Here is a 16,964-nt window from a genome sequence, read left to right as displayed (position 1 = left end):
TTGGATAGTTTGCATACTATTGCTTCTGCTCTACATTTTCTTTAATTTATCCTCCCCCCATAATGCTTTCATGCGTTCTGCATGTTTCTGCTCGGCAGCATTGTCTTGTGCTTCCCAAAGACGGCGGTTCTTCAACTCATCGGGCATGAATTGTTGCTTAACGAAATGACCGGGATAATCGTGCGCATACTTATAGTTATCACCGTATCCTAACTGTTTCATCAGTTTGGTGGGCGCATTGCGCAAATGTAGAGGAACGGGTAGATTGCCCGTTTCCCGTACAAGTTCCAAGGCATTGTTGATGGCCATGTAGGCGGAATTACTCTTCGGGCTTGTAGCAAGATAAATAGTAGCCTCTGCCAGTGGAATACGTCCTTCGGGCCAGCCCACTTTCATTACAGCATCAAAGCAAGCATTGGCAATCAGCATAGCATTTGGATTTGCCAGTCCGATGTCTTCCGATGCGGAGATGACGAGTCGGCGGGCAATAAAAGCAGGGTCTTCCCCGGCTTCTACCATACGAGCCAGCCAATATATGGCACCATCGGGATCGCTGCCACGAATAGACTTGATGAAAGCAGATATGATATCATAATGCATTTCTCCATCTTTGTCGTAAGCCAGGGGATTTTGTTGCAGGCGTTCGGTTACTATCTCATCAGTAATGACCACCGGATCATTGGCTTCGGAAGAAACTACAAGATCCAAAATATTAAGCAGTTTGCGTGCATCTCCACCACTATAGCGGAGCATGGCAGTCGTTTCTTTCAGTTCGATTTTACGTTCTTTCAGAATATGGTCAGTGGTGACGGCACGTTGCAGTAATTCCATGAGGTCTTCTTTCTCCAAAGACTTCAGTACATAGAGTTGGCATCGTGACAGCAATGGACGGATTACCTCAAAAGAGGGATTCTCTGTAGTGGCGCCTATCAATGTCACTGTACCTTGTTCCACAGCACCAAGCAAAGAATCTTGTTGCGATTTACTGAAACGGTGGATTTCATCAATGAACAGTATGGGGCTGCCTTGTGAGAAGAAGCGGTTGCTCTTGGCGCGTTCTATCACTTCTCGTACGTCTTTCACACCACTGGTAACAGCACTCAGTGTATAGAATGGAGTTTCCAGTTTATTGGCAATGATCTGTGCCAGTGTGGTTTTTCCTACACCCGGAGGCCCCCACAAAATAAATGAAGAGATACGTCCCGCATCAATCATCTTGCGTAGTATTGCACCTGGTCCTACTAAATGTTTCTGACCGATGTATTCATCTAAAGTTTTAGGACGAAGCCTTTCTGCTAAGGGGGTCATGTGAATAAGTGTTTAACGTTTAGTAATTAGTGTTTAGTAACCATGCTAATCATTCATCACTAAGTTGCTATGTTAGAATATCATTAATATCATAAAGCGTATGCCTCCTTTCTTTACACCTGGAATATCCGTGTAAGTGAGGCGGCGTACATATTCGATATGCAACAGTTTGAAAATGTTGTAGATACCTACGCTGGCTTCCAAATAAGGAGTGCTACCCATCACATGGCTGGTAGGCATACCGTCGCGCATAGGGAAGAGGAACAATTCGTCATTGTGGCTCTTATATGGGTTATTCTTATCCGTAAGTGTTCCGTACATACCACGGATACGGAAAGTTTCGCGCCATTTTAGCTTTTTAATGAGGGGAATACGATTGAACAGCTTCCCGTTCATATCATAAGTGATGGCAAGAGAGGCATAACGGTCATTCAGGAATTCCATATTGTTGATAAGACTGAAGGACTCATTGTGCTGGGTGATATATGAAAGGTTTGCCATGGGCAGATTCAGTAAAGGGAACGGTACCGTATTCCATTGTGCACCGGCACGGGCGGTGATGTCTAGTTTACCCCAGGAGCCAAACCAGAAACGTTTGCGGATACTGGCTTCTGTAAGATTGAAGTTGTATTCACCACCCAGCACACCTTTCAGACCAATGGTATGGGAAAGAGAGAAGATCGGAGCATCCAGAGACACCGGAACACGACGTTGCTTCGTATTGACAAATGTTTCCCCCGGAGCATAACGTAGGGTAACGCCAAGCTCAGTTGTGGTGATATCTTTGACGAATGTATTTGTATCATCCCATGAACCAGCTATGTTGCCGTCGTTCTTCCAATATTGCAATATACCGCCGGCAGGTTCGTCGTTGCGGTGGCGTGCCATAGCTTTGATGGAGAAACCGGCATTCGTTTCCAACTCATACGTCAGGGTAGCATCGCGCATATATGACATTTGGTCTACCTTTGTCCACTTCCAGCCTACAAACATATTGTCTTTATCTGTTGAGAGGTATTTGTCCATCGGAGACATGACATCGTAGCTGTAATCGAAAGCGATATAATGTTTAGGGAATTCCCATAACACATACTCACGCTTATTGAATGAATAGGCTGCCTGACCTTTATAGAACCATTTCTTATCTCTTGTACCATAAGCACCATATCCACTGAAACTCCAGTGCGGGTCGAAGTTACCGGTAGTCATACCACTGAGGCGGAAACGTGTACCGTTTACATAATTACTTGTGATACTGGTATTGATAGGGCCGAAGTCGAACTTGCTGGGATGCTTTTTGCTTCCTGTTTCCACAAAGTTCTCTATCAGGGCTTTTGCACCAAAGATAACATACTTGAAGCCTGGGATTTGTTCGATGCGATTCATAAATACGTCCATGTTACTCTCCTTTTTGGTGAGGGGAACCTGGCGTACCGAAGCCCAGTATTCATCGCTTTTGTTAAGCATATTGGCTTCCTTGATGACATTACCTTTCAGACGGAAAAGACGGGGCTCTATATCTTCAAATTTGTAATTACTGTACTTGGTAGTACGTTGTACTTCAAGCCCCTGTAAACCTTTCACGAATTGCAATTCTACAGTCATGTCGTCATCTGTCAGTACCCAGTTGCCATCCGGCATCTGTTCAAACTGCTGCACAATATCAAGATTGTCCACGAAGTTTACACCAGTCTTTTTAGGGAGGTTCATGGTACATTTTTTCACTGCATAGGTGGAGTCTTTCACGACATAGAGATGCCCTGTAAAACCAAAGTCCTGCGAGTTCTGTGGAACGAAAGTAAGGTGTACACATTCCTGGCGGTCCACCATAATAGTATCCATAAGATAGAACTTATAAAAACTGATAGCGCCTCGTCCGATAGGGCTGACGAAGCGGCGTTGCAACAGGCGGATGTCGTCATCATAGATATTGACGTCAGAGAATACATCGGTCAGGATGGTTCCCAGCATATCTCCAGTGTTGAAGAATTCTTCAATACCGCTGGAATTCATACCTTCGATAATAGTCTTTTCGCTTTTGGGACTTTTACGATAGATGGTTTTTGAAGACGTCTCTTTGATGGAAATGGGGAGAATCATCTTGTTGGTCTTAGGCGATATTTCTACCTGGTCCTTAAAGAATGAGAATTTTTTATAGATGCCTTTCTCCATCTTCTCTGGAGTGACGTCGTTCATGGACATCTTCATCTTTTCATATTTCTGGTACTGATAGAAGTCATTGGCTTCCAGTTTCAGTTCTTTCTTATTTTCGATGACTTTTCTCATGAAATCTACGGCAGGGTTATTCTTCCTGGAGTATTTCTCCTTTTGAGGTTTTACCACTACTTCAGAGAGCATGACATCAGCAGGCGCCATTTTTACATTCAGCACTCTGGTGTTAGGGGTTAGTGTGACTTTCTTGGTCACATATCCGATGGCGGAGAATGTAAGCTCATTCCAACCTTTGCGGGTTTCTACTGTATATTCTCCTTCGGCATTGGTGATAGCACCTACACCTTTTCCCTCGTATTGAACGGTGATGTACATTAATGGTTCGTTGGTCAGGGAGTCGGTAACGACACCTTTTATCTGTGCGGATGCACTATGTGCAACAAATAGTGACAGCAGAAAAAGGATGATAGTTGTATATTGTTGTTTCATATTTAAGTCAGTATGAGGGTGCAAAGGTAGCAAATTACCATTAAATAAGAAGTAAATATAATCTAAAGAAATAAGAGGAATGTTTATATGTACTCTTCTTTTATATCAAGACAAAAGAAAAAATGCGTGTTTTTTATATTTTATGTTACCTTTGCAGGGATGAATAAACCCTGTCACTGCTTAACTATAAAAGTTATATATGAAACTCCATGTTGTTAGTTTTCAAGTGCCATTCCCTCCTGATTATGGGGGGGTGATAGATGTGTATTATAAGCTGAAGGCACTGAAAGAGGCTGGTTGTTCGATTGTTTTGCATACATATAGATATGGGGTGGATGAACAACCTGATTTGCTTAAGGTGGCTGATACCGTCTACTATTACGAACGTTTTACAGGTTGGCGCTCTATGTTTTCTTTTCTTCCTTATATTGTTTACAGTAGGAGGAGTAAGTTATTACTGGAACGTTTGTGTGAGGACAATTCTCCGATTCTGTTTGAAGGACTGCACACCTGTTATTTCCTCTCAAATTCTTTATTGAGAGACAGGCAAAAATGGGTAAGGATGCATAATGTAGAGCATGATTATTATCATTTTCTGGGGAAGTCGTGTGTCTCTTGGCATGAGAAGTGTTATTATTATTTGGAAGCTTGGAAATTAAAACATTATGAGCGGATATTACTGTATGCTGATAAAATATTGGCTATTACCAATACGGATGCTGTCTATTTCACTCAGAAATATCCTTCGGTATTGACTTATTGCTTGCCTTGTTTCTTTGATAGCATTAGTGTAAAAACTGTGACGGATGTAATTCAGGATAATGAGAAGTACATATTATATCATGGAAATCTGTCTGTTCTTGAGAATGTTCGGGTGATTAATTATATTCTGGATAACTTGGTGCCTAAGTTGGATATAGATATGCAGGTGGTTATTGCCGGTAAAAATCCCGGTAAGCATTTACAAGAGAGAATTTCCAGAATTCCGAATGTATCTCTTGTTACAAATCCTTCACAAAAAGAAATGAACTCTCTGATAGCTTTTGCACGTATCCATCTACTGTTGACTTTCCAGAATACAGGAATCAAACTGAAACTGATATATTCTTTGATGAAAGGATATGGACATTGTCTGGTGAATTCGATGATGATTCCGGATCCAGGTTTTGAGGAAGTATGTACAATTGCTGACGGACAAGAAGCGCAAATTATGGCTCTCCGTGAATTATATCATATCCCTTTGATGCCTGAAGCGCTTCAATGGCGGCAACAGGCTTTAACGAAAATGGGATATAACAATCAGGTTACTTTAATTCTCCATTAATCAACGTTTGCACAATACGTTCCGCTGTACGTCCGTCCCAACGATCGGGCAGCGTGGTATGTTTCCATTCGCCATGCATCAACGTTTCAAGTACGGCGGCAAATGCAACGGGGTCTTCGTTCACTAATTCATTAGTACCTACACGCCAGGTTTCGGGATGTTCGGCATAAGAGTTGAGTGTGATGCAGGGAACGTCAAGGAAAGTAGCTTCTTCTGCAATGTTACCGGAATCTGTGATGATACCTTTGGCATGGTTAATAAGATATCCGAAGTGCAGGTAACTTTGAGGCGGTAGAATGTGTAGGTTTGGTGCAGGAATTTCCAGCGCCTTGATAGCCTTCTGCACGTATGGGTGCAGCGGAGCAATGATGGGCATACCTCCGGATTTATCCACTAATGTTTGTATCAGAGATTTAAGCACATTCTTTTTGTTCAGCAACTCGTGACGATTGAGAGTGAGCAATAGATAGCTGTGTCCTTTCAATCCCATGGTAGAGAACCATACGGGTTGCAAGAGGCGGTGACGGTTATAGCGGACAGTATCTATCAGAATATTACCTACATAGTGGATGTATTCGGGAATCATGCCTTCCTGATTCAGGTTGCGGTTAGCCACCATACCTGCGGTAAACAGATAGTCGGAAATGGCATCTACAATGGTACGGTTCACTTCGCGAGGCATATTCATATCGAACGAACGAGTACCGGCAATGAGGTGTGCGACTTTCAGCCCGCGCTTTTTGGCAACGATAGAACAACTCATGGTGGCCGTAAGGTCATCTACAACAAGAACTACCTGGGCGGGATGTGTGTTCAATTCCTTTTCGAAGGCAAGCATGATGGCAGCCGTCACTTCCGATTGGTCATGTCCGCTCACTCCAAGATAACCATCGGGTTTCTTCATGTCCAGATCAGAGAACAGAGAGGCATCCAGACTGGTATCGTCTTGCCGTCCGGTATAAATGAGACGGTATGAAATCTTCTTTCCGGCTTCTTGTGCGGCTTTAATTGCCCGGGTGATAGGGGCTATTTTCATGAAGTTGGGGCGTGCACCCGATACGATTGTTATTTTCATTGCATATAAATTGATGAGACAAAAATACGTTTTCTTAGGGAAATTATTCGTTACTTTGCCAATAATTTTAATGAATAGCAATTATAAATCATTAAACATTTAACGTTAATCATTGACTATCATGCCAACATTTGTTCAAATACTCGATTTTATAGGTACGTTTGCTTTTGCAATCAGTGGCATTCGGCTGGCTTCGGCAAAGCGGTTCGACTGGTTCGGGGCGTATGTAGTAGGTTTTGTAACTGCCATTGGTGGCGGTACGATACGTGATGTATTGCTGGGTGTCACTCCAGGTTGGATGACGGATCCTATCTATTTGATTTGTACGGGACTGGCCTTGCTGTGGGTGATTCTTTTTGGAAAACATTTGATTCATTTGCATAACACCTTCTTTATATTCGACAGCATTGGTTTGGCACTGTTCACAGTGGTCGGTGTGGGAAAAAGTATTGCACTGGGATATCCGTTCTGGGTAGCTATCATTATGGGTAGTATTACAGGTGCTGCAGGTGGTGTAATCCGTGATGTGTTTATCAATGAAATTCCACTGATTTTCCGAAAAGAAATTTATGCTATGGCATGCGTAGTAGGTGGTACGGTTTACTGGATATGCGATCTTATCGGGATACATTCATACGGATGTCAGGTGGCAGGCGGTATTTCAGTATTCGTCACACGTATTCTGGCTGTGAAGTATAATATCTGTCTGCCGATTCTCTCGGGAAGTGCAGCAGAAGTAGAAGATAAAGACAAGGATTAAAGACTTTGTTCCAAGGGCAAACTGAATAATTGCAAAAGCGAATGGAAAAAGAAAAGGGTATCACCGGAAGAAGAGGTGATACCCTTTTTAATTAAAGGAGATTCTTGTTAGAACATTGCGTCTTTCGTGTTGAACAATTTTCTTTCATTCAGTTTCACTACTTTGCCGTATTTCTCCAGCTTCTTCACGTCGATATCTTTCGGGTTACCCATAATACCGATACAGTATGGTTTACCTTTGACATTTTCTTCGTAGTACTTCACGATATCATCGAAAGTCAGCGCATCAACCTTAGGCAGATTTTCCTTGGTAGGATCATCGTTATAGCCTACGCGTTGCAGTGATCTCATGTACTCGGCTTTGTTACGGAAAGAAGGATGTGTAGTCAGCATCTCCTGGCGCATGTAACTCTTGATGTTGTCTATACGGTCAGCATTCTTTGGCATATCTGTAATCAGACCCATGAATACATCCAATGCATCGTTGGCTTTATCATTCTGCGTACCGATGTTACCGAACAAATAAGTCGGGTTGCCAGGCAATGAAGGTGTACCGATATATGCTCCGGCTGAATAAGCCATAGAACGTTTTCCACGGATTTCATCCAATACCAATCCGTTGAAACCACCAGAGAAATATTGATTGAATGCATCGCGAATCACGTCATCTTTCTTGTCGAATTTCTCCATTGGCATGAAGAAGTAGATTTGAGCCTGTTCAGCATCAGAGTTCGGCAGGAAGTAAACAGTGTTCTCCGTTACGGTAGCCATCGTTTTGTCCTGCGGTGAAGTAGTCGGTTTTTCGTTGGCAACCAGCGGCAGGTTTTTGCTGAGAACTTCATAAGCATTGTCGAAAGGCATTGTTCCGCAATAGAAGATTTCTGCTTCATAGTTAGCTGCACGGTTGATGTCACCTGTCAGCTCGGAAATCTGCAGTTCGTAAACTTCCTTATCAGTCAGTTCATCGATGTAGGATGATTTATCCTGGTAAATCATGTATTGCATAAGTGCGTTGGACAAAGCGTTCACATTTTCCTTGCGTTGCTGACGGCTACCCAACATAGAGCCTTTGATACGGCTCAGCTGCTTTTCGTCCAGTTTCGGCATCAGAATTTGACGGGCGAGGAGTTGGCAAGCTTGCGGCAAAGTTTCTTCATAACCTTCCATGGTGATGTAGAGATAGTTGCTGTTAGCACTTACTTCACAAGTAGCATTCAGTTTACCAAGCTCTTCTTTCAATTGTTGCGGCTCGTAAGCACCCATGATACCTGCATTATTCATCAGGTCTGCTGCAATACCCAGTTTGCGGAATTCGCGTTCACCAACACCGTAACGCAGTGTTAAGCTGAATACATTATTTTCCGGATTCTGTGTATAGTACATTTTAGAGCGGTCGTTCAACTGTTTGCTTTGTACGTCAGCGAAGTTGACGAACTTCTCGTCTACTTGTCCGATAGGCATGTTCTTGAATTGCGTAGCATACAGTGATTGTTTGCCTACAGGAGGTTCGATAGGTTTATATCCAGGTTTCTTAATTTTGGTACTCTTATCAAGCTTTCCTTTTTCAATGTAAATGGCAAGATAATCATTCGTCAGGTATTGCTTGGCCACACGTTTGATATCCTCTGTTGTGATGGCCATTACTTCATCTTTGTAGTTGAGAACTTGTCCCAAGTCTTCTTCGCTGATGAAAGCATTCATCAACATATGTGCCTTGTAAGTGTTAGATTCCATTCTGCGGTCGAAATCACGGCACATATTGTTCTTGATAGAATTGATTTGCCATTCTTCAAATTCACCGTTAGCTACTTTTTCGATAGCTTTCAGAGCTTTCTTTTCAGCGCTCTTGTTTGATTCGAAGCGACGTTGATTTTCATCGTAGAGAGGGATACAACGTACGATATTACGACCCTGTTCGCGACGACTGTCTGAATAAGCATAACCTTGAGTCAACTCACCGTCAATAGTCAGTTTGTCCAGTGTACCGGTGTTGCTGTTGTTGCTCAACAGAGACATGGCGATATCCAAAGGTTTTTCATCGGGGTGTCCGGAAGGTACACCTTTGTATACGAGGCATACATTGGGATAATAACCAACCTTTGCATTATATTGCTTACGACCTTTGATTTCAAGGTCGGGATAAGTTTTACGTTCGGGAGTCGGTTTAGCTTGCAGGCGTCCGAAAGTAGCGTTGATACGTCCGCTGATTTGTTTAGCATCTACGTTACCAACGAGGATGAGCACCATGTTTTCCGGAGTGTACCAATCGTTATAATAGTCGATCAGCTTACTCAAACGTGGGTTTTTCAGGTGTTCCGGTAATCCGATGATAGGACGTGCATAAGGGTGTCCTTCGTATGCTTTGCTGGAAATAAATTCCTGCTGTACGCTTCCTGGATCATCCTTATACATATTGTATTCTTCGTATACACTTTCCAATTCGGTCTGGAAAGTACGGAATACCGGGTTGATCATACGTTGTGAGTAGATTTCCAACCATTTATTGATTTGATAAGGAGGGAATGAGTTGTGATAATATGTCACATCGAAACTTGTTCCGGCATTCAATCCCTTTCCACCCATACTTTCTATCAGATTCATGAATTCGGTAGATACACTTACTTTAGCAGCTTCTACAGTCAGTTCATTGATTTCTTTAGCAATGGCTTCTTTCTTTACGGGATCGGCTTCATCCGCCATTTCATCATACTTGGCAATGATTTTATCATAAAGAGGCTTTTCGGTAGCCCAGTCCAGTGCCCCGATCTTGTCGGTACCCTTAAACATTACATGCTCCAGGTAGTGTGCCAGTCCGGTATATTCTGCCGGATCGTTCACTGAGCCTGTTCGGCAGGCCACAATACCATATACATCCGATTTGGTGTTGTCTTCCCATATATATACGGAAAGACCATTCTTCAGCTTGAATGCTTTCAGCCCTTGACCGTATGACGGCAGAGCGATAGCCATGATAGCCAGAAGAATAATGGAATTAATAATTCGTCTCATAAAATAAAGTGTTTTTAAATAAAGTGTTTTTGCTATATGTAGGCAAAACTATAAAAAAATCACAAACACTTTACGAAATCTTCGGAAAAAGATACGCTTTTTTTTAAAAAGACCACCAGAAAACTCTCAAAATGGGGGTGAAAACTGTCATTTGATAGTTTTTGCCCTAAATAAAAACAAAACTCGACCCCTCGGAAACCTGAAACTTCCCTATACTTGCAATCGTGAATTTAAAATAATTATTAACTATTTAAAAGAGCAAAGTATGAATACCTACAGTTTTAGGAAGGATTTGATTAGTGTGCAAGAAGAACTGCTTCGCTTTGCATATAAGTTGACAGCCGATAAAGAGGAGGCGAATGATTTATTGCAGGAAACCTCACTCAAAGCGTTGGATAACGAAGACAAGTACATGCCCGATACAAATTTCAAAGGGTGGATGTACACCATTATGCGGAATATCTTTATTAATAATTACCGCAGAATCGTTCGCGAACAAACCTTCGTGGACCAGACAGATAACCTTTATCATTTAAACCTGCCGCAAAACTCCGGTTTTGCAAGCGCCGAAGGAACTTATGATTTGAAAGAGATGCACCGCATTGTCAATTCATTACCTCGTGATTATAAAGTCCCCTTCTCCATGCACGTTTCCGGTTTCAAGTATCGTGAAATAGCCGATCGGCTCGGATTGCCTTTAGGAACTGTCAAAAGCCGCATATTCTTTACCCGCCAGCGGCTACAACAAGAATTGAAAGACTTTGTTTAAAAGCTACAGGTTAAGCTGCAAGCTTGACTATGAGTCTCTTACAGTGTGATTCTGTAAATTAAGCCTATATGACTTTAACCGAATAGCCCAGGGCACTGCCCTGGGTATATTTATATGTACGCATTGGTGAAGGCTGTTTGAATTGTGAAGAAAAGAAGTTGTGCTTTCAATATGATATAAAACATAACTTTTATAGTGAATATTTAGGGTGCATTTTTGACTATATGTTAGAATAAACCATTATATTTGTACTTATTAAGTTAACTTATTAATTCGTATATGTTAAACCGCTAACTACCGACTGCGATGAAAAAAGAAATTAAATTCAGTCTTGTTTACCGTGACATGTGGCAATCTTCCGGTAAATATCAACCTCGTGTAGACCAATTGGTACGTATTGCCCCCTTGATTATCGAAATGGGGTGTTTTGCCCGTGTGGAAACTAACGGAGGGGCTTTTGAGCAAGTGAATCTGTTGTATGGCGAAAATCCCAACAAGGCCGTACGTGCTTTTACTAAACCTTTCAATGAAGCAGGTATACAGACGCATATGCTGGATCGTGGTCTGAATGCTCTGCGTATGTATCCGGTACCTGCCGATGTTCGTCGTTTGATGTATCATGTAAAGCATGCACAGGGAGTAGATATTACTCGTATTTTTTGTGGATTGAATGAAACGCGCAATATCATCCCTTCTATAAAATATGCATTGGAAGCAGGTATGATACCACAAGCTACACTGTGTATCACGCATTCGCCTGTACATACAGTGGAGTATTATGCTCATGTTGCTGATCAGCTGATTGAAGCCGGAGCACCCGAAATCTGTCTGAAAGATATGGCAGGTATCGGTCGTCCGGGTATGCTGGGGCGATTGACGAAAACAATTAAAGAGAGGCATCCGGAAGTGATCATTCAATATCATGGTCATAGTGGACCGGGCTTGTCGATGGCATCTATTCTTGAAGTCTGTGAGAATGGGGCTGATATCATTGATGTAGCTATGGAGCCGATGTCTTGGGGTAAAGTACATCCGGATGTAATTTCGGTGCAGGCTATGTTGAAAGATCTGGGTTTCCAGGTGCCGGACATCAATATGAAAGCCTATATGAAAGCGCGTGCCATGACGCAGGAATTTATAGATGATTTCCTGGGTTATTTCATGGATCCTACGAATAAACATATGTCTTCTCTGTTGCTGAAATGTGGACTTCCCGGTGGTATGATGGGGTCTATGATGGCGGATCTGAAGGGGGTACATTCAGGAATAAATATGATTCTGAGAGGGAAAAACGAACCTGAACTTAGTATCGATGACTTACTGGTGATGCTTTTCGACGAAGTGGAATATGTATGGCCTAAATTAGGTTATCCACCACTGGTGACACCTTTCAGTCAGTATGTGAAGAATGTTGCGTTGATGAATGTTATGCAACTGGTGAAAGGTGAGGAGCGCTGGACGATGATAGATAATCATACCTGGGATATGATTCTGGGTAAGAGCGGACGCCTGCCGGGTGAACTGGATCTTGAGATTGTAGAACTCGCAAAGTCCAAAGGTTATGAGTTTGTAGATACAGATCCGCAGTTGAATTATCCGAATGCACTGGATGAGTTCCGGAAGGAAATGGATGATAACAACTGGGAATATGGTGACGATGATGAAGAACTCTTTGAGTTAGCCATGCACGACCGCCAGTATCGTGACTATAAGTCAGGTACTGCTAAGAAGCGTTTTGAGGATGAGTTACAACGCGCTAAGGATGCCGCCATGGTGAAAAATGGATATTCAGAAGAAGAAATTAAAAAACTGAAACGCGCCAAGGCTGACCCGATAATTGCTCCGGATAAAGGACAGGTACTGTGGGAAGTATCAGTTGAAGGTCCTTCTGTTGCTCCGTTCATCGGGCGTAAATACCAGCACGATGAAGTGTTCTGTTACCTTTCCACTCCGTGGGGGGAATACGAAAAAATACCGACCGGATTTACCGGACGTGTCGTAGAAATATGTGCCAAGCAAGGAGATACCGTGAATAAGGGTGATGTGATAGCTTATATTCAGAGGAGCGATATCTTTGCGTAATAAGTGATTAACGGTAAGTGATTAGTGATTAGCTCCTGCGGTATCATAGCGCAGCCTGCTAATCACTAATCACTTACCGTTAATCACTTATTAACCCACTTTTTTATCGTCTCTTTTAGTACCTCCTGTGTGAAAGGTTTAGTCAGGAAATCGTTGCACCCTACTTCAAGTGCTGCTTTACGGTCATGATCATAGGCAAAAGCAGTCAGGGCGATGATGGGGACATCGGGTGATAGTTCACGGATGATTCTTGTTGCATCCAGTCCGCCGAGGTTCGGCATTTTCATATCCATCAGGATGATATCCGGATTTAATTCCACAAACATATTGACGGCTTCCATACCATCTTTGGCACGCTCCAAGTGATATTCTTTTCCTAAGATGGCTTTGATCAGGATATAATTACTGTCGGTATCTTCGGCTATCAGGATCGTTTTCATTAGAGAACTTTCAGGTGTAGTCTGATTCTTTTCAGTTGTTGCTTTTTGTTCATTGGTTGTCGACCCATTCCCTTCAAATACACTTTCAAGCGTTTCTTTTTCTTCCTCTATAGCAATCTTTGCAGGCAGGCTAAAAGTGAAAGTAGTGCCTTTCTCCAATTCGGAAGTCACAGAAATTGTTCCGCCCAGACGTTCAATGATGGTTTTGCAGATTGCTAATCCCAGTCCTGTACCCTGCGCAAAGTTGTTTGCTTTCACGAACCGTTCGAATACCTTTCCTATCTTTTCGGGAGCGATGCCTGTTCCTGTATCAGTTACATGGAAAATGATATTTTCCCCTTCCTGGTGGTATCCATAACTGATACTTCCATGAGTTGTGAACTTGAATGCATTTCCTATCAGGTTTGATATAACTTGGAAAATACGATTCTTGTCCGAATCGATGCGAATATCTTCATCCGAAGGTTCAAATACTAACTCAACACCGGAAGGACAACGGAATACATGAGCATCATGAATCTCTTTACAAAGCGGATGTAGGCGGACGGGAGCAATGCTGAATTCAACAATGCCGGCTTCTATCTTTGATAAATCCAGTATTTCGTTGATGAGTTGCAGCAGACGTTCGTTGTTAGCTTCCACTATGTTGTAATATTCTTTGCGTTCCTCTGTATTTTCACTTTCGGCGATGATGCGTGAGAAACCGACGATGGCATTGAGAGGCGTACGTATTTCATGACTCATATTGGCAAGGAAAGCCGATTTGAGTTGGTCGGAAGTTTCCGCTTTTTCTTTAGCAACCATTAGTTCCCGTTTCATCAGTTCCATGTTGGTGATGTCCCATTCTATATTCAATAAGATGGGCGAGAAGTCGTTACTTTCTATTTTCATCTTCCGTTTGTCAAGGAAAAGAGGCTGCCCGGTACCATCACGTTCTTCTGCTATCCAGTGCATTTCTTGTCCTGTAGAAGCAATTTCAATGTCCTGTCGACGCTTTTCTTCTGCTATTTCCAGAGGATAGAAATCGAAGTCATCTTTCCCCAGGGCCTCTTGCATGGTAATTTCACGGTTGTACGACTCACGGTTGCGGTATAAGTATTTAAAGCTGTTTTTGATATCCTTTACAACAATGCCTGCAGGTAAATATTCGATGATCTTATCCAATATCTGGTTAAAGCGTTTGATTTGTTGTTCGTGGCTGATGCGTTGGGAAATATCCCGGCCGAATGCCCAGATTGTTCCGTAACCTTCATCACTAATGACACAATAGGCATTGCCTTCGTATGCCAGCACTTCGGGATAGAGTGGTAGAGGATTGTACATAGTGACACTCTGTTTCTTGTCTCCATTCTTGATAGAAACAACCATTTTCTTCCATTCTTCTTCGTTCCGGGCATACGAACCTATTTCATAAATCCTTAGTTGGGTGATGTCGTCCGTATTGCTCAGATTGTGGTGTTGCTTAAATTGGCGGTTGGCGAATATCAGTGTGCCATCTTCATGGGCGGCAAAGATGTCTTCCGTGGAATTATTGATGGCATGCGTCAGCAGGTTGATATCGTTACGTCTTTGCTGGATGTCGGTAATGTTCTGTATATATCCTTCCAGTGTGATATTGCCGTTTTTGCGACGTTCGCGGGTAAATGCTTTCAGGCGGATGTAGAAGACCTTTTTGTCTAAGGAGATACGATAGTCTATGCTTTCTTCCATACTTCCTTTCAGATTCCGGGTGAGCCAATTGCTGAAACTTTCCCTATCTTCGGGAAGAACAAGATTCAGATAGTCAGATAGGGGGATATTTTGTTCTTCGTCCGTACACATGATACCAGTCTGACCTGTATAACTGAATTCCTTAGTACCGGTATCATATATCCACCTGCCAATGAGGGCGGCTTTTTGTATTTCATACAGTTCCCGGTTTTTTCTTTCCAGTTCCAGTTTGCGTTGACTACGTTCCGTGATGTCACGATATTGGCATAATATCAGGTCACCATAGGGTTGCATGATACATTTGAAGAAATAATTTCTACCCCGCAATGTGAGTTCGTAATTGCGGATTGATTTTGTTTTCCGGAGCAAGACTTTCTTAAATTCCGGATAAAACTCACGGTACGTACTGGGAGGCAACAGGGCCAGTAAATTCTTCCCGAGTAGTCTCTTTTCTTTTATGAACCATAAATCTACATTATGGATAGCTATATCTACGCATACGCCGTCTTGGTCCATGAGTATCAATGTATCTGATACCATGTTCAATAGTTTTTCGGAGTTATTTGTGTCTTTCAGAATACTTTTCATGTCTTTTTGTGTATTAAGATTTATTGGTGAACAGGGGTTTTATTGTACAGCTCTTCGTGCTTTTTCCCAAGCTCCGCTATTGTTGCCTTTGCGTTTACTCAGGTATCGGAACCCCCTTATTACATTGACGTTCATAAAGAGGAAATAATAAGGAATAAAGAGTATTTTGTTTTTAATATGCTTTCTTGAGAGGATATATCCCCAAATGCCCATCATGTAAAATAGAATCTGTAGCCCCAAAATGGCGGCATAAAATAACGGACAACTGCTGGTAAAGAGTAATATAACGTTAAGAGGTAGTAGTAAGAATAAGAGGATAGGAGTGATAGACCACCGCAGAACACGATGGGATACATATTGGAAATTAAGCCAGCCATAGCGGAATGGATTCAGCAATGGACGCAATCGCCAGATAGACTGTAATCCTCCGGCTGCGATGCGTACTTTGCGTTTTTCTTCTTCCTGCATATCGGCAGAACCACCTTCGGTGGCATAAGCTGTAGCACAGTAAGCGATTGTGTAACCGCGCATAGCTATACGAAGAGAGAGGATAAAGTCATCAAGTAAGGTGTCCGTTCTCATGTCTTCGAACAAATCCCGACGTACGGCGAACAATTCTCCGGCAGCCCCTACGGCTGAATAAAGACGTGAATCGAGTGCTTTCAAAGTCGATTCATATTTCCAATAAATACCTTCTCCACCTGAAGCGGCGTTGTCTTTGTTTTGTACGGCAATACGTTTTTCGCCAGCGACACAACCTACTTTGGGGTTGACAAAAGCATGCACAATTTCGCGTAGTGCTTCCCGGTTCAGGTGTGTATTAGCGTCGGTGAATATAACGAGTGGTGTTTTGACAAACTTCATTCCCCGGTTGAGGGCAGCAGTTTTTCCCTGCCGTTGGGGTTGATGGAGTACAGTGGCCTGTGGCCAGCGTGAAAGGCGTTCATTTGTATGATCGTTACTGCCATCAGTTACCCAGAATATTTGCAGCTTCTCTGCAGGATAGTCTAAATCCAGACAGTTCTGCATTTTTTCGTCTACAACATCTTCTTCGTTGTAAGCTGCAATAAAGAGTGTGAGTTCGGGCAGCTCTTCATCAGGAGGCATGGGGTAGTGGATCGGCCTACGGAAAATTTCCTTTATCTTAACCAGAATGTATAATACAATTCCATATCCTATATAAGTGTAGAATACGATAAAAAGGCTTATCCAGAATAATATCTCGAAAGTTCTCATTAT

At 42.5% G+C, this 16,964-nt stretch carries 10 protein-coding genes; 4 read left to right on the top strand and 6 right to left on the bottom strand.

What is annotated here, in order from left to right; translation table 11 throughout:
* Positions 1-30: 30 nt before the first annotated feature.
* Positions 31-1,308 (bottom strand): replication-associated recombination protein A, encoded by a 1,278-nt coding sequence (locus DW036_RS18640; RefSeq protein ID WP_118465722.1) that lies wholly within the window; start codon positions 1,306-1,308, stop codon positions 31-33.
* Between the two features lie 72 nt (positions 1,309-1,380).
* Positions 1,381-3,969, bottom strand: coding sequence for a DUF5686 and carboxypeptidase-like regulatory domain-containing protein (locus DW036_RS18635; RefSeq protein WP_118465721.1), 2,589 nt, complete (start codon positions 3,967-3,969; stop codon positions 1,381-1,383).
* Positions 3,970-4,168: 199 nt separating this feature from the next.
* On the opposite strand from DW036_RS18635, the gene DW036_RS18630 reads away from it, so the two are divergent.
* Positions 4,169-5,293 carry a glycosyltransferase family 1 protein gene (locus DW036_RS18630; RefSeq protein WP_147401510.1) on the top strand — a complete coding sequence of 375 codons (1,125 nt, stop codon included), beginning with the start codon at positions 4,169-4,171 and terminating at the stop codon, positions 5,291-5,293.
* Here DW036_RS18630 and DW036_RS18625 read toward each other — a convergent pair.
* Positions 5,274-6,368 carry a UDP-N-acetyl glucosamine 2-epimerase gene (locus DW036_RS18625; protein ID WP_187374637.1) on the bottom strand — a complete coding sequence of 365 codons (1,095 nt, stop codon included), beginning with the start codon at positions 6,366-6,368 and terminating at the stop codon, positions 5,274-5,276. The two genes, DW036_RS18630 and DW036_RS18625, sit on opposite strands and share 20 nt — an antisense overlap.
* A 121-nt stretch (positions 6,369-6,489) precedes the next feature.
* Here DW036_RS18625 and DW036_RS18620 point away from each other — a divergent pair, with 121 nt between their 5' ends.
* Positions 6,490-7,128 carry a trimeric intracellular cation channel family protein gene (locus DW036_RS18620; protein ID WP_118465719.1) on the top strand — a complete coding sequence of 213 codons (639 nt, stop codon included), beginning with the start codon at positions 6,490-6,492 and terminating at the stop codon, positions 7,126-7,128.
* Positions 7,129-7,235: 107 nt separating this feature from the next.
* Here DW036_RS18620 and DW036_RS18615 read toward each other — a convergent pair whose 3' ends face one another.
* Entirely contained in the window at positions 7,236-10,136 is a 2,901-nt protein-coding gene (locus DW036_RS18615; RefSeq protein WP_118465718.1) for a pitrilysin family protein, read from the bottom strand.
* Between the two features lie 265 nt (positions 10,137-10,401).
* On the opposite strand from DW036_RS18615, the gene DW036_RS18610 reads away from it, so the two are divergent.
* Together DW036_RS18610 and DW036_RS18605 are read left to right on the top strand one after the other, a co-directional pair.
* Positions 10,402-10,905, top strand: coding sequence for an RNA polymerase sigma factor (locus DW036_RS18610; RefSeq protein WP_021967203.1), 504 nt, complete (start codon positions 10,402-10,404; stop codon positions 10,903-10,905).
* A gap of 306 nt (positions 10,906-11,211) precedes the next feature.
* Positions 11,212-12,987, top strand: a complete 1,776-nt coding sequence (locus tag DW036_RS18605; RefSeq protein ID WP_118465717.1) for a biotin/lipoyl-binding protein — start codon at positions 11,212-11,214, stop codon at positions 12,985-12,987.
* Between the two features lie 83 nt (positions 12,988-13,070).
* Here DW036_RS18605 and DW036_RS18600 read toward each other — a convergent pair whose 3' ends face one another.
* Together DW036_RS18600 and DW036_RS18595 are read right to left on the bottom strand one after the other, a co-directional pair.
* Positions 13,071-15,725, bottom strand: a complete 2,655-nt coding sequence (locus DW036_RS18600; protein WP_118465716.1) for an ATP-binding protein — start codon at positions 15,723-15,725, stop codon at positions 13,071-13,073.
* A 39-nt stretch (positions 15,726-15,764) separates the two neighbouring features.
* Positions 15,765-16,961, bottom strand: a complete 1,197-nt coding sequence (locus tag DW036_RS18595; RefSeq protein ID WP_118465715.1) for a glycosyltransferase family 2 protein — start codon at positions 16,959-16,961, stop codon at positions 15,765-15,767.
* Between the last annotated feature and the right edge of the window lie 3 nt (positions 16,962-16,964).

This window comes from Bacteroides sp. AF39-11AC, assembly GCF_003474285.1.
GTDB lineage: Bacteria > Bacteroidota > Bacteroidia > Bacteroidales > Bacteroidaceae > Bacteroides.
The sequence above is the reverse complement of the archived record's forward strand: the minus strand, read 5'-3'. Positions and strand labels throughout refer to the sequence as shown.

What these genes read in the sequence shown, in the direction of transcription:
- DW036_RS18605 (WP_118465717.1), top strand. Translation starts at nt 11,212, where the DNA reads ATGAAAAAAGAAATTAAATTCAGTCTTGTTTACCGTGACATGTGGCAA.
- DW036_RS18600 (WP_118465716.1), bottom strand. Translation starts at nt 15,725, where the DNA reads ATGAAAAGTATTCTGAAAGACACAAATAACTCCGAAAAACTATTGAAC.
- DW036_RS18620 (WP_118465719.1), top strand. Translation starts at nt 6,490, where the DNA reads ATGCCAACATTTGTTCAAATACTCGATTTTATAGGTACGTTTGCTTTT.
- DW036_RS18615 (WP_118465718.1), bottom strand. Translation starts at nt 10,136, where the DNA reads ATGAGACGAATTATTAATTCCATTATTCTTCTGGCTATCATGGCTATC.
- DW036_RS18595 (WP_118465715.1), bottom strand. Translation starts at nt 16,961, where the DNA reads ATGAGAACTTTCGAGATATTATTCTGGATAAGCCTTTTTATCGTATTC.
- DW036_RS18610 (WP_021967203.1), top strand. Translation starts at nt 10,402, where the DNA reads ATGAATACCTACAGTTTTAGGAAGGATTTGATTAGTGTGCAAGAAGAA.
- DW036_RS18635 (WP_118465721.1), bottom strand. Translation starts at nt 3,969, where the DNA reads ATGAAACAACAATATACAACTATCATCCTTTTTCTGCTGTCACTATTT.
- DW036_RS18640 (WP_118465722.1), bottom strand. Translation starts at nt 1,308, where the DNA reads ATGACCCCCTTAGCAGAAAGGCTTCGTCCTAAAACTTTAGATGAATAC.
- DW036_RS18630 (WP_147401510.1), top strand. Translation starts at nt 4,169, where the DNA reads ATGAAACTCCATGTTGTTAGTTTTCAAGTGCCATTCCCTCCTGATTAT.
- DW036_RS18625 (WP_187374637.1), bottom strand. Translation starts at nt 6,368, where the DNA reads ATGAAAATAACAATCGTATCGGGTGCACGCCCCAACTTCATGAAAATA.